This is a genomic window from Paenibacillus sp. VTT E-133291 (genome assembly GCF_002264395.1).
GTDB lineage: Bacteria > Bacillota > Bacilli > Paenibacillales > Paenibacillaceae > Paenibacillus_AQ > Paenibacillus_AQ nitricinens.
Genome location: NZ_NFVA01000131.1, coordinates 1 through 13,338, shown reverse-complemented (window position 1 = coordinate 13,338; position 13,338 = coordinate 1). Strand labels below are relative to the sequence as shown.

Here is a 13,338-nt window from a genome sequence, read left to right as displayed (position 1 = left end):
GTCGTGGCGCACCTGCAATTCGGCTATCCTCTTAGGCCATGCGGGGAATGTACCGGATCAGATTGTATTCAATTTTCAAAGATCCATTTTAGGGGAACGAATAAGTCCCTCTACTATTCATTTCATTTTCTATGTAAAATCGGACCTTGAAATGATAATCTTTTAAAATTACCTAGATGAAAAGAGCGACAATGAAGGAGTAGAAAGGAAGCGAGAGGGGAAGGTGCTTTGTTTGGTTCTTATTACGATGATTACAGGCAATGATTACTCTTATTGTTTTTCGTCGAACATTCCTTCAATCATGGTGTATAATATCTTTATATTTACTTTCGTATTGCTTTTTAAGTTAAACAATATGGGGGCGCTTATCAGATGAATAAAAAGCCAATTAATAAAATTATTTACTTTGATAAAGAGACTATCCGCAATATTCTGCAAGAACAGCACAAAGGAGCAAGAACATCTCAAACAGGTATTTCTACCTCAACTGAAGCTAATGCTGAAATAGCTATTGAAGCTAAAATCAAGTTGAGCGTTCCCTTTTGGGATAGAATCGCTTTTTTATTTTCAGGTAAATTAGGAGCATCTTTTATCGTTCGACGGGACAATGAAACAACTATCACTTCGACAGAAATTTCAGAATTTGAAGAAATGAAAAATCTCCTTACAGAAATTAATAGCACTTTAATTTATGACATAGAGAACTCTTCTACTTTTTTTCGGGTCGCAGGGGGATATCTGCGTATTGTAAAAGGTGGAGTTGAGGGAGTTGATACAAAAGAGTTCAACGCCGTCATGGATGGATATGACGGTTATGATACATATAAAGTAGACGCTCAACGATATGTCCGTTTTAATAATTCAGCTTTTGTCAGCAACTACAAACGTAATGATTTACTTGCAACAAGAATGACTTTATTTTGCATTGAAGTCGGAAAATTTCATAAGGAAAAATTTGATTTTATGAAACAGCTTAATAAAATGGAAAACTTGCTTACAGAAGCAAATCAAAATAAAACCCTTGCTGATGCTTTCCCTCCAAATGATATCGATCCAAATGGAGAAGTAAAAATTACAGGTGAGCATCATCGGCATATTCCTCTGCCAGATATTCTTCTGTATGATGTTGTGTACGCATGCATAGAAAGTGGTGGTGAATAATGGAGGAAGATATCAGAGAATATAAAATAGTCATTGGCTCAAAAGCCTATTTTGATGATCAAGTTAGGTTGCTTGAAGAAAAATTAGCTCAAGAGTATGATGACTATTTCATTGAAAACTTTTTGGAGCTAGTACGTCTTTCTGATGACCGTAAACAACGTGGAAATCTATATACCGATAATGATAAGGCATCAGTAATGCTTGTTAAAAATCACAATTATCATGGAATTGTCGAAACCGCACATGATAGATTAGGTTCATTAATTGAAGAACTGACAACTGCTGATGCAATTATCTATATACACAACCCCCCAACAACATTGGAAACATATCTTGAAGGACTTCATACACGTTCAAAGATTGAGCTTAATTATGCAAGAGAAACATATGATGTTAAGCGTGAGCCAGATAAATTCTCTGAGAATATGAATCTTATCAGTAAAAATATTTTTGGCCAGAACGAGGCTATAGCCGAAATTAGCAAAAGCATGTGGTACATGACAACAGTAAATCGTAAAAAACCATACGTGATTATGTTGTATGGAGATAGTAGTTTAGGTAAATCAGAATTAGTGCGTGAAATCTCCAAAAAGTTTTTCGATGGAAAAATGGTTGAAAAACACTTGTCTATGTTTAAAAATGAAACATACTCATATTACTTTTTCGGTGACAAACCGAATCGAATAAGCTTGGGGTTTGATCTTTTGGAAAGGGAATCAAATCTTATTTTTCTTGATGAGCTTGACAAATGCCCAGAATATTTTTATTCTGCATTCTATACGCTTTTTGATAATACAATTTTTAGCGATGCTACATATGAATTGGATATATCCGGGTTATTGATTATATTAACTTCCAATTATAAAAACGAAAAAGAAATGAAAGACTATTTAGGTCTACCAATATTTTATCGAATAGATAAGTTTATTCATTTTAATGATTTTAATGAAAAGACTATATTTGATATAACTATGAGCGAAATTGACGTGCACGTAAGAGAATGTGGAGAGCGATTTACAGCCGAACAAATATATAAAGCAGTAAGTCCCAAAATACAAGCGACCGGAGAAAATGCGCGCACGATAAAAAGCAAAGTCCAGGAGACTGTTGAGGATATGCTTTTTAAGGAAGTGGAAAGTAGTAGCTAATTATAGAGGCAGTAGGATGCTAAGCGTAATTATTTTGCAGAGCCGCTATATCTAGTTGGTACACACTGTAGGTATTGGAGTGAATGGCAACTTGATTCAGCTTGACCGCTTCGCTGCCTTTCTCGCCAACGGGCAACTCGCGCGCTACCCATTCAAGCTGCACGGACGTTAAACCGACGTTGGTATCTTTGCCCAATAGGACGAATATAAGTTAGCAGTCATACTCATAACCTTTCCATCGAACAATCTAATCTTTTTCAACAATGGCTGGATACATTTTAAGTTCTGAGAGGTTAAGGATGATATTCGCTTTAATGAGAAAATCTAAACCAATAAGCCCACTGATTGTAATCTTTCCATTTGAAATAACCCGCCATACCCAAATCAGTTACGATATAATTCAAGACGACTTTTACACAATCTAAAAGTGGATTCGCCCTTCCTTAATCCAATACATCATTCTACTTAAAGGTATTCCGGTATTTTCGGAGAGTTCTTGTATTGTAGTTGTTGGATGTTCCCTTAAGTAAGCTTTGCAAAGCTGAAATTCCTGTTCCTGTAAAGCAAAGCAAGCTGGACAGGTATCAACCGCCAACTTGTCTTGAACAAATAATTTGCCGCAACGGATACAGTTCAGCAAAGCCACGGAAACATCTTCCTTTCTAATCTGCGAATACGATATTCATCTCTAGTTCTTCTTCAAAACCAGTAATGATGATGGGAATGGACAACACACGCATTTTATCGGCAGAAACTTCAATTTGATTTCCCATAATTAAGGATGGTGGAGTAATATCCAAAGAAACTCCTTCTTTTGCAAAGAGTGTCATGGCATTACCGCAAATCATGTTACTTAATTCAGAAATCGCACTTTGCCCTAAAGCATCCAGTGTAGAAAGATGAATTCCACCCATCATTGCAGAGACAATTCTTTTTGCGCTGTCCAGAGGTAAACCAAAGTACATTTGGCCACGAATATCCCCTGTGATTCCGACAACAGTCAAAATTTCTTTCCCGGAAAATGGAGAACCCTTGATGGAAGGATTCCCCACCTGACAAGGCAGTTGAAATTGTCCGAACACGTACAAAGCGGCTTTTAGAAACGGATTAATGTAGATTGCTTTCATCCCAATCACTCATTTCAGCTAAATGGATATAAAAAAACCTCCCGAAAAAAGGGAGGATGTTTATCTGGAAATCTCCGTCTTTATTTCGGCAACTGGCTGGCATAACGCTTTTTTACTATTGCGTTGTAGCCCCTTTAGCTTTGCGGCCCCATCTTTCAATGGGTGTGCCTTTTTCTATTATCAACAGGATTATTTCTGCAAAATTCCTTATAATTCGACAATATTATATATCCAACTCTTTGTCAATAATTCTGAGTAAAATTCATACATCATTATCAGTTCATTATTGGTTCCCAATTAATAAATAAGAAATCATTGTTAAATTGCTTTCATTGTATGCCGATAAATTTATTATGTCCTTGGTAAATTTGCTAACAAGGGGGGCATCCAAGTGTTCCCGTCATAGTGAGTGTTATTTATTTTAATAGTTTCTTCACAATCCGATCGCCAATGTCCTCGACTCTAGTTTCAGCATTTTTTTGTATCGTCCGTCCCTCCAATATAATGGCGAAATCAATCGTTGCCTGCTCAATGTTTATTCCGTTAAACATCTCTTCCGTACCTTGAATGAATAGTTCGAAAGTTTCGATTAATTCCTTGTGCTCTTCGCCCACTATATTAGGGGGCATAACCTGAATTAAATCCTCCTTGCATTTTTTGTACCCATCTACTGCATTCAAATAATCTTGTTTCGCATTCTGTAACGATTCAGCGCTCTTGCCCTCTTCTATATTTAAAGCCGCTACCCCAATCCGGTTAGAGATTAAACCGATTTCCTCGCCAATTTCACCAATAACTTTTGCATATCTCGTTTTTTCCATATCCCATCACCCCCTATCCCCGTCATACTTCAACGAGAAGGGAGGTTTCCCCTGCATGAGTGTCGAAAATATCAAGACAAGGGAGGTGATTAAATTGTCGACCACTGGAGAAAAGCCTGGAGTAGGTACTTATACTTGCACTAAATGCGGAACAAAAGTAACACTAGATGATAATACCGACACGCTTCCGCCATGTCCGAAATGCCACAACACAGAATACACACCCTAGTATTCTGACGGCCTTTGTGCCGTCTTTTTAATGCCAAAAGAGCCACCTATAAGTGACTGACGAACGACACAATACGCTCTCAACCTTAACAAACCTTAACATTACATCCATCGCAGCTTCTCCAGTATATCTTCCCTTATATGCACCCCTCTCTATCCAAAAAAAGTATGCATCTGGGTGTATGCGAATCCGAGCATCTGCACTATTTAGTACACTAATATTCAGCCATCCGTCTGGATCCACGTTATAGGCTGTAATCTTTTCATAGAAGCTGTGCTTAACAGCGTTCCTGTTGCCCCACTTAGGATTGCAGTTTCCCTGGTTGGTCTACAGCGATTTGATTGCCAGGAGCGCGCCCTAGCTTGTCTCGTCCACTCATTGAAGTGTAGCGCCTCCTCTAGTGTTGCAATACCCGTGTTCGTTTCGTAAATAATTCTTGTAGCGTTGCATTGTACTTCACTACGACACTTAAAATGAAAAGCCTACCTGGAAGGATAGACTTTAGATTATTCTATTGCTTTGAATTTAGTTCTGCTGGCTCTTTATAATATTTTGTGTTCACATAGGTTGAACCTTCGTGGATTATTCACTGCATTGGGATCAGCAGTATCAATGACGAGTATTCCCCTCAACAGTTTTGTTTCGTACGTACAGAACTTTCCCCAGAGCTTACCAATGTCTTAAAACAGTTTTTTCTTTGCCTGAACGTAATCTAAATCAAGTTCAAAAAGCATCTTAAAATTTGTTCTTACCTTTAATCTTTTCCTTAATTCATAGAAAAGTATCGGCTTCTCATACTTGATTAACGTAATAATCTCTAATACCGGAGCGGGGCTTTCTCTCGATGAATTGACTATTAACTTATTTAGAAAATCAACGCATAATTCTACGTCCCGACCATCATCCCTAACGCTATTTAAGAAATATATGATTTTTTTCTTAACTTCATCTTGTTCCAATATATACCGCCACCAATTTTAGAGATTTATAGGAGTTATTACATCACACGTAAATGCTCCTTAAGTTAAGGTAATAAGTGTGATATAACCCATATACAGGGGGATTTGCAAGACGAACGTTATTATATCAAAGCAGCACGAATTTGCGTAATCCGATACAGGATGCTATCTAATAACGTAGCAAAGAGCCTATTATGAAAATTAAAGTTAATCGGCTTGGCGAACGTATTCAGACTGTCAGAAGCTAACAGTTGGATCGCAAACGCGATGTCCTGAGCCTTCGGTCCTGATTGCCTCCGCAACTCGACTTAATTCATCTTTCCCTGTGAAACCCAATGTACTTCGGCTTAAGATGTATAAGTTTGCAATAAGTAGGTTAACCTCTAACTTGTTATTCGGAAAGAACATGTGGGGTTGGTGAAGTAGTACGTGAAGCTAAAAGCAATTAGTCCTAATGACATTCCTAAGCAACCTAAAAAGTGCAAATTTTGCATTTGGGGCCATTGGAACGGTGTTACAGTGTTTGTTTTTCCAGGGGGGTACATTGCTGTGAACAACAGATGAAAAGCCGGGACAAGGGCCAAGACAGGGTACGAATTTTGCTAAAAAAAATATTTCAACATCGCCACCGCTACTGCAAACTCGGCGACTACACCATCGCGTATCGGTCTAAACACAGTAACCGATTCCGGCGTACGCCCCAGCATACCTACAGCACCTTCTCCTGCAGCAAGTAATGTCATCGTCGCACCGTCCATGGCCGCTACTGTCGGTTCATCGATTACTATACCTTTTTTATATACAAATATGCGAATATTTGACGTTCCCAGATCAATTCCTATTGTCTTGTGCAGCATCAAAATAACTCCTTATAATGTACCAGTAATCATTCCAACAATGGAAGCATCAGTTGTACTTTTGTTCCGTTTAATGAACTTTCAATGTCCAGCTCACCACCCACTTTCCGCAGGATATGTTCGCAAAAACTGAGTCCAAATCCGAGTGCGTTGGGTTTTGTTGTAAAAAACGGGTGCTTTACATAGGGAAGAACGTCTTTCGGAATCCCTGTTCCGTAATCAATGACCGTAAAAAAAACAACTCCGCTACGTCCATTTGAATCAGGATTTTTCCGTTATCAGGTGTCACTTCAAATGCATTGAGTAATATTGCATAACACGCTTCTTGGAGATAAAGATCACTTCCGAACACACGGACCGGTATTCTGGGATATTCGCATACCAAGCGGATGTTTTTTTCTTGGGTCTTCAACTGAAAGCGGGAGATGACCACATGAAGAAAAGGCGTCCAATCAATCGGGATGAAATGAATATCCGAAGGTTTAAACAGCAGAAATCGTTGAAGTACCACGTCGATTTCTTTCACCTGATCGTAAAGCGTCTGAAAAAACTGATTTATTTTGATCTGAAAAGCCGGCCCAGTCAATGTGCAATTGGTTTTTACTGCATGTTCTATCAATTGCAGCATACCCTGAATAACGGCAAGCGGATTCAAAATAACATTCGCCGTACCCGCGGCCATTTCCCCTACAAGTGCAGTGGTCTCCTGTTGGTACCTTGATTCGCAGTGCTGTTGAAACAAAGTATTATCACATAAAACGACCAAAAAGAAATCAATTTTCTCTCCTTTGTAAAAAGGGTACATATATAGTAAAAGGTGAACCGATTGCCCGCCAACCGTTTCTTCCACGGGAATTCCCGCAGTTTTTTTTGGTTGCAGCTGACCCGTTCGTATCATTTGTCCTACTTTTGTATGGCTGGGAAATCCGCTATCCTCGGATAGCCCATACAGACTTTTGCCTTTCGCGTTTGCATGGGTAACTTTCAAATCCGTATTCACCACAACAATACCGATATCGCTGTCATCTGCCCTTAATAAAAACTCAGCTACTTGTTTCATGCTTTCAAACCCCACTATTTCCTTTTCGTATCTTACACATATTTTTCCGTAAACACTATATATCAACGGTAGCCGCTCCAAGCGGATTGTTTATTTAGGTCTTCTTACGGAAATTGGTGCAAATCAATGTTTGTACCACGTCGTTGAATCATGGTTACGCCGAATGGGTACTTTCTCCTCCCACTCACCTACACATTGATTATTCGCCAGTAGCAACCCGTTTAAATAGAATCTAGCTTCCTCTTCAGTGAAAAAGACAGATTCCTGTCGTAAAATATAAGCCCAAAAACTTCCGTATGTACTCGTTTCATAAACTTGGTCACCGATCAGTTAGGCTATACCTACTAACGAATATTGAAGATATCGTTCATTGAAGTCAAAGATTTCAGCCTGTAATTCAGATGAAGGAACGGATTGGGTATTTCTCAAATCAATTAAGAAAACTGAGGAGATATTGTAACGAAGAAGTACCTGTTCCTTAAAATAGCGAAACAATTGATTACCGCTGTCATCATTTCCAAATTTCCAAACGATGAAACGATCGAATGGATCCAGTGTGATGCTATGTTTCATGTTGGTTACCTCCCCGAAACTAATTTATGGAAGGGAAACAGTATGAATAATTTCCGGCGATCCTTATCGATTTCTCTTCTTATGACTCAAAACGGATCTCTCTCCATTGCGTATCCCTGGTGTCATTTGTTGATACGTGTTTTCAAACGATCCGGTCCAATTGAATCGTCTGTTCCTTACTTAGATCAATGTATTTTCCATTCACTTCAACTAGAGGATGAACAGGGTCAGTTGAACTCACCATAATAATCTTTCCTTCACTTCCGTTTGATAGAATCACACTGCTTCCAATCAACATATCCATTATCCGCCTGAGAAAACAGAGGGTTGTACTCGGCTCAAGCGGTCCGTACATATCATCCGATATTTCCTTAAGAACTGTATAGAAAGGAACCGGCTCTTTATAGGAGCGCTTTGAGATCATTGCATGAAACACATCAGCAACAGCAACGATTTTGCTGTATGGATCAATATCTTTTCCTTTTAATCCATATGGATAACCACTGCCATCTTCCCGCTCGTGGTGTTGCAGAGCAACTAATGCATGACGAACTGAAAGACCCGACGCCTTTCTGAGCAAATCGTAACCGAATTTCGTATGATCTTTAACCAAGCTAAATTCCTCGCGAGTTAGTTTTCCAGGCTTATTCAGAATTTCTTCGGGGATATGCGCCTTTCCGATATCATGAAGAAATCCTGCAGTTGTTAATTCAAGTATTTCCGGTGATGACAATCCTTTTGCTTTGCCAATCAATCGGGAAAGTAAAGCAACACCAATACTATGACGATATGTATAATCGTCATGCTGTTCCAAATGGTTGAAAATAGGCTTTAGGTCTATGTGCTGGCTCATTTCCACAATAATGGGTATGATTTTTTCGCGGATATCATGGAGCGGAAGCTGATCTGAAAATCTAATTTTTTCACATACTTCTTTCATTTCTTTTATGGCAGATTCCACAAGAAAAAGTATAGAGCCATGTTCTACATCGCCCTCGTCAAGAGGAATGTTTAGATGCCTTAACATATCAATTTCTTTCCAAGTCAATATCGTGTAGGCGGGTATAACCAAAGTCCCCATACGACTATAAATGTTTTTATTCACTCTCAATCCATAATATTGATATCGTCGCAGACAAATATCCATTGTCTCACCTGCTTTCATCCGTTTATAGCTTCAACATTAAAATTACGAAATAATGGAACTTCCCTTAGTTTCTCAATCATAGAAGGACATCCGGTTTCAAGCTCTTTGCTTAAAACTGTCAGCATTAAAAGTCTTATTTTCAACAACATCGTAAATGTCAATACATCTCTTGCCAATACAAACTCGACCCGAAAACATTTTTTTAATCGTTATTTTTCGATTTGCCTTCAGTAAAGTAATGACATCAGATTGTCCGCCAATCACTTTGGCTACGATGCTACCTCCAGCCTCCAAATGAGAGCCACGGCAAACCGAAGTATCACGCTTGAACACAATATGCCTCGCCGCATACAAATCGCTTAAGATTACTCCATCGTTCTTAATAATGATATCGCCATTTGATTTGATATCGCTGTTATAGCACTGATTCAATATAATTTCTGTTTTTTCTTCCTGCATTCGTGCGACTTCTTGATGGGTTTCTTGAAGTAACGAGACAAAGCTTTGAATAAAGCTGCTTGTCGCTACTTCTAGTAATTTTGATGGGAACATGAAAACGGCAGACATTTCCCTTAACTTTTGATATTCTTCCTTTTTAATATGTTGGAAATTTGTCAGCACATCCAACATCTCTCTGATTATTGTTGGAATTTCCTTGAACTTGTTTTCCATGAGTAAGATTATGATTTGACCAAAGCGAATCTTTTGTTTTCGTAATTCAAGTTCTTGAACCAGTATTTTTGAGGCAATCAGTAGCTTGTCCATGAGTTCGCCAAGCGTTTTCGAAGCAGTATACAAGCGGTTAAACATGACACCAAAATATCCACAGTATAATTTGCTCCCCAACACATTCCCTCGGACAAAGATACTTCCAGTGGCCGTGATTATGGCATTATACGCACTTCCATACACATATACATTGCCAAGCGATTCAATAATCATTTTATCTGTCACGTTACCGTAAACAATTACATCACCTGAGAACACGATATTCCCACTTTCAATGTCAACATCGCCAGAAACAACATAAGATGTGGAAATATCGAGGGTTTTAATTTTCCCTCCTGTAATCCGCGGTCTGCCATCCTTTAATGCAAAAATCTCCCCATCCGAAGTTAGCTCCACACTCGGCTTAGTAACAACGATAATATCTTTTGGCGGTCCGGGGATTAGGACATTTCCGTAAACGTCATACCCCGGAATGCCATCTACTAACGGGATTTTTTTGGCAATCAAATCGCCAGCGCTTACCGTAGGGATTTGTAAGTGATTTCGAAAATCGATATTTCCCGAAACCTCAAAAAACTGGCTCTCCACTTGCTCTGGGAAATAGACTTCTACTTGAGCATCTTTTCCAGCTACTTCCGCTTTACCCTTTGCAATAAGAACCGGTTTATATGTTGGATTGATCAATTCCAACTGAATAGAAGCAATGTCAAGATTCGATTTAATGGATTTCCGTTCGATATGTTCGACGACATCCGCTAAATGTACAGTCTCTAATACAATATCCTTAAGTTCTTCTGCAGAGATGATAATATTTTGCATCGGTTCTGTATCTATTAATCTCCAAGCATATCGCTCTCGTGACATTAGATGAAAATAAGCGTGGAGTTTATCTTTGGAGACAGTAATCTGAAACATCGCTTTTTCATCGATTTCCCAGTGGATACGATCCGTGGAGGAGACAACACATTCGGACTCTACAAGCTTGTCATTCACTTTTATTTTGACAGGGGATGCTGAACTTATAACAGGAAGCTTTCCCCCATCCGTAGGATCATGAACAATGATGGTCTGATCCTTTACTTGTATCCACTCATCAAATTTTGATGTGTCCCTGACTTTATTCGTTTCATCGGGAAACTCGTCAATATTTAATTGTTTAATCAGTTGTGTTAATTCTTGTTCAGTCATTCCTTTTGTCATGTAAAACACCTCACCTCTCAAACAGCGGCCGAACTGGTTGTGCTAAAGATTAAATACGTTTGAAACGGATTCAATGAGCCTTTCAACTGAAAACGGCTTAGACAGAACTTCCTTCACACCTAATTGGGCAGCTTCGCTTCGTTCTTAATATCATGTGGACTTGCCGTACACATAATAATCTTCGCGTTGTCATCTTTTTGAAGAATCTCCCGTACAACGTCAATCCCATTCATCAACCCCATGTGATTATCGATGATGATCAGATCGGGAGATAGCTCAAAATTGGATGTGAGTGCATCAAAACCGTTATCCGTTTCTGCTATAATGACATGACCTTGTTCCGTTAAAAGCTCCTTGTAAAGGAAGCGAATGATTGCATGGTCATCTGCAATTACAATTTTCGCGATGTTCCCCTCCTTCTTAAAGGATAAAAAAACATCACCTCGAATGGATGATGTGAATGACACCCAATTCGGCGGACTGGCGACCATAGAACATATAGTGTTCAGTAGGTCCATATCTTTGCGTCCCACTCTTTCGAGAGGTTTGCCTTTTTCGTTTGAGAGTATGTTGTTGTTATAAAGCACGTTTAACCTTTCAATTCAAGTTGTGAAGTGGAGCATCCAGAAACTCGATAGTATTCATGGGACTCCCCCTCTAATTTTTTGGTCTTTATACCTAAGCCATTATCTGCATCCTTATCATCATTATATTTGATAAAATAGATACATTACAACATGGTTCGACCAAATTCGACACAAACCCTAATAAAAATACATCTAGGTCAATATTACCACAATAGTTCGCCAAAATAAACCATTTTGTAGAGTATACTCCGTTGAATATGTGCCTCCACTACATCATGATTAACATTTCGAGGGGGTTGTCTATGACAATTGAACTATCTTTCGCAAAAACACTAAAAATGTTGAGGGTTAATAGCAAGATTAGCCAAGAGGAACTTGCCCTTAAAAGTGATCTTGATCGAACCTATATCTCAATGCTAGAAAGAGGAATTCATCAACCGACAATCACTACATTGTTTGCATTATCCAACGCATTAAATATCAAAGCTTCTGAATTTATTAGATTGGTTGAACTTGATTCCGGATGGGTTACCAAGCAGGAATAAGGTTCTATTATAGAGTATTCGAAATTCTTCCCATCCTCCCCTGTTCCTTATCGAAGTTTTCAACTGAATGGCCAAAGAACGCATCGATCAGATAGAATCTTTCATCTGGCCGATGCGTTCCATTGGTTGAAGAAAATCTAATGATTACTCGAAAAAATCAAAGAAGTTCCTTACCGTCTTTGATTCCGGCGGAATATAACCATTTCTTTTCCAAAGCACTTCGATAGTTCAAAATTTCTTCCCATTCGAGTATCAACTTGTACTGAGATTGCGAAAGCTCATTTTTTAACATCTTATCAATCTCTCTTAGCCTGATCCCGAGTTGAATAACTTCGTTCTGCTTCTCTGCTTGTGTTGTCATTTCAATAAATCGTTGATCAGTTGCTATCTTCATCCATTCTGGGAATCTATCACGCATACATTTAACCTCCTCTCCCTCAAGAATGTTTCGATGTTACAGTGAGAGTATGGTTGTGGCAAGGGGGATAACAATTACATTGGGCAGCATCTAAAGAGGATGGCTAGTCGAACGCTGATATTTTTATACTGGAACTTTTCGTGGATAACAGCAAGTTGTAATCTTGATCTGAATAAGGTGAGGGGCAGAGGTTAACCCAACGCCAAGTTTTATGATGTAACTTATAAGATTCTTTCGTAATCACATTCACGCAGTAAAACTCATGTTTCGTCAATTTGTAAAATAAATATCTCCCGATAGCATCCGCTTTCATAATCTCCGTTATACCTCTGCGACGTTGCTGATTAACCAAGGTGTACATTCTAAGATCATTGCAGATCGACTTGACCATTCGGGTATTGCCATAACAATGAATATTAATTGACATGCTCTTCGCACCGCGGATCATGCAGCCGCAGACAAGTTTGAACCATATTAACAAGGGCATCAAAATAAGACCGCATACAGACGCGGTCTTATTTTGATGCTGTGATACATATTCGGATTTTTGTTATAATGAAGGTAACATGATGATATAGGTCGTGATCTTATGCAGTTTGTTACCAAAGAACAAATTGACCGAAAAACAGAGATGCGCAACGAACGAAATTAAATGTACGCATCTCCGCTTCCGCCTCAGTTTTGGTTGCTTCTCTTCAAAAACCCTCTCCGGCGGACAGTGATTAGTTGTCCTCAAAGGCTTCAAATCTCTTCCAGGATCGCTGCAAGCCGCCCCCA

General features: G+C 38.9%; 16 protein-coding genes, 1 pseudogene and 2 riboswitches. Of the genes and pseudogenes, 5 read left to right on the top strand and 12 right to left on the bottom strand.

Translation table 11 applies throughout. The features are described 5' to 3' along the window. The first annotated feature begins 372 nt into the window (after positions 1–372). Both CA598_RS29370 and CA598_RS29365 read left to right on the top strand, forming a co-directional pair. Positions 373–1,161 (top strand): DUF6414 family protein, encoded by a 789-nt coding sequence (locus CA598_RS29370; protein ID WP_094878769.1) that lies wholly within the window; start codon positions 373–375, stop codon positions 1,159–1,161. Further along, a complete protein-coding gene (locus CA598_RS29365; RefSeq protein ID WP_094878768.1) occupies positions 1,161–2,309 on the top strand; it encodes an AAA family ATPase in 1,149 nt (382 codons plus the stop codon). Before CA598_RS29370 ends, CA598_RS29365 begins: the two co-directional genes overlap by 1 nt. 421 nt (positions 2,310–2,730) lie before the next feature. Here the strand turns inward: CA598_RS29365 and CA598_RS29360 are convergent, their stop codons facing one another. The 3 genes from CA598_RS29360 to CA598_RS29350 form a co-directional block, all read right to left on the bottom strand. Then, positions 2,731–2,955, bottom strand: coding sequence for a hypothetical protein (locus tag CA598_RS29360; protein WP_094878767.1), 225 nt, complete (start codon positions 2,953–2,955; stop codon positions 2,731–2,733). A gap of 16 nt (positions 2,956–2,971) precedes the next feature. Then, a complete protein-coding gene (locus CA598_RS29355; protein ID WP_143812472.1) occupies positions 2,972–3,436 on the bottom strand; it encodes a chemotaxis protein CheX in 465 nt (154 codons plus the stop codon). 84 nt (positions 3,437–3,520) lie between these two features. Continuing rightward, a riboswitch (cyclic di-GMP riboswitch) is annotated at positions 3,521–3,615 on the bottom strand. A gap of 237 nt (positions 3,616–3,852) precedes the next feature. Next, a complete protein-coding gene (locus tag CA598_RS29350) occupies positions 3,853–4,257 on the bottom strand; it encodes a hypothetical protein (protein ID WP_094878765.1) in 405 nt (134 codons plus the stop codon). 55 nt (positions 4,258–4,312) lie between these two features. Here CA598_RS29350 and CA598_RS29345 point away from each other — a divergent pair, with 55 nt between their 5' ends. Further along, positions 4,313–4,486, top strand: coding sequence for a zinc ribbon-containing protein (locus tag CA598_RS29345; RefSeq protein ID WP_256990699.1), 174 nt, complete (start codon positions 4,313–4,315; stop codon positions 4,484–4,486). A gap of 680 nt (positions 4,487–5,166) precedes the next feature. Here the strand turns inward: CA598_RS29345 and CA598_RS29340 are convergent. The 8 genes from CA598_RS29340 to CA598_RS29305 form a co-directional block, all read right to left on the bottom strand. Next, positions 5,167–5,445 carry a hypothetical protein gene (locus tag CA598_RS29340; protein ID WP_094878764.1) on the bottom strand — a complete coding sequence of 93 codons (279 nt, stop codon included), beginning with the start codon at positions 5,443–5,445 and terminating at the stop codon, positions 5,167–5,169. A gap of 602 nt (positions 5,446–6,047) precedes the next feature. Further along, complete coding sequence (locus CA598_RS29335; protein WP_094878763.1) at positions 6,048–6,302, bottom strand: rod shape-determining protein; 255 nt, start codon at positions 6,300–6,302, stop codon at positions 6,048–6,050. 29 nt (positions 6,303–6,331) lie between these two features. Continuing rightward, the gene (locus CA598_RS33525) at positions 6,332–6,508 is read right to left on the bottom strand and encodes an ATP-binding protein (protein WP_373455853.1); all 177 of its coding nucleotides are present in this window, start codon (positions 6,506–6,508) and stop codon (positions 6,332–6,334) included. Beyond that, positions 6,481–7,362 carry a nitrogen regulation protein NR(II) gene (locus tag CA598_RS29325; RefSeq protein WP_094878762.1) on the bottom strand — a complete coding sequence of 294 codons (882 nt, stop codon included), beginning with the start codon at positions 7,360–7,362 and terminating at the stop codon, positions 6,481–6,483. The genes CA598_RS33525 and CA598_RS29325 overlap by 28 nt, the downstream gene beginning before the upstream one ends. Positions 7,363–7,692: 330 nt before the next feature. Continuing rightward, a complete protein-coding gene (locus CA598_RS29320) occupies positions 7,693–7,935 on the bottom strand; it encodes a hypothetical protein (protein WP_094878761.1) in 243 nt (80 codons plus the stop codon). A gap of 142 nt (positions 7,936–8,077) precedes the next feature. Then, positions 8,078–9,082, bottom strand: a complete 1,005-nt coding sequence (locus CA598_RS29315) for an HD-GYP domain-containing protein (RefSeq protein ID WP_179283795.1) — start codon at positions 9,080–9,082, stop codon at positions 8,078–8,080. A 96-nt stretch (positions 9,083–9,178) separates the two neighbouring features. Further along, positions 9,179–11,011 (bottom strand): FapA family protein, encoded by a 1,833-nt coding sequence (locus tag CA598_RS29310; RefSeq protein ID WP_094878759.1) that lies wholly within the window; start codon positions 11,009–11,011, stop codon positions 9,179–9,181. 119 nt (positions 11,012–11,130) lie between these two features. Next, positions 11,131–11,478, bottom strand: coding sequence for a response regulator (locus CA598_RS29305; RefSeq protein ID WP_094878758.1), 348 nt, complete (start codon positions 11,476–11,478; stop codon positions 11,131–11,133). A 4-nt stretch (positions 11,479–11,482) separates the two neighbouring features. After that, a riboswitch (cyclic di-GMP riboswitch) is annotated at positions 11,483–11,572 on the bottom strand. A gap of 328 nt (positions 11,573–11,900) precedes the next feature. On the opposite strand from CA598_RS29305, the gene CA598_RS29300 reads away from it, so the two are divergent. After that, positions 11,901–12,143 carry a helix-turn-helix domain-containing protein gene (locus CA598_RS29300; RefSeq protein WP_094878757.1) on the top strand — a complete coding sequence of 81 codons (243 nt, stop codon included), beginning with the start codon at positions 11,901–11,903 and terminating at the stop codon, positions 12,141–12,143. A 157-nt stretch (positions 12,144–12,300) separates the two neighbouring features. Here the strand turns inward: CA598_RS29300 and CA598_RS29295 are convergent, their stop codons facing one another. After that, complete coding sequence (locus tag CA598_RS29295; protein ID WP_094878756.1) at positions 12,301–12,561, bottom strand: hypothetical protein; 261 nt, start codon at positions 12,559–12,561, stop codon at positions 12,301–12,303. A gap of 301 nt (positions 12,562–12,862) precedes the next feature. Here CA598_RS29295 and CA598_RS29290 point away from each other — a divergent pair. Next, positions 12,863–12,982 (top strand): annotated as a pseudogene (locus tag CA598_RS29290) (tyrosine-type recombinase/integrase); the annotation flags it as partial. Positions 12,983–13,338 lie beyond the last annotated feature (356 nt).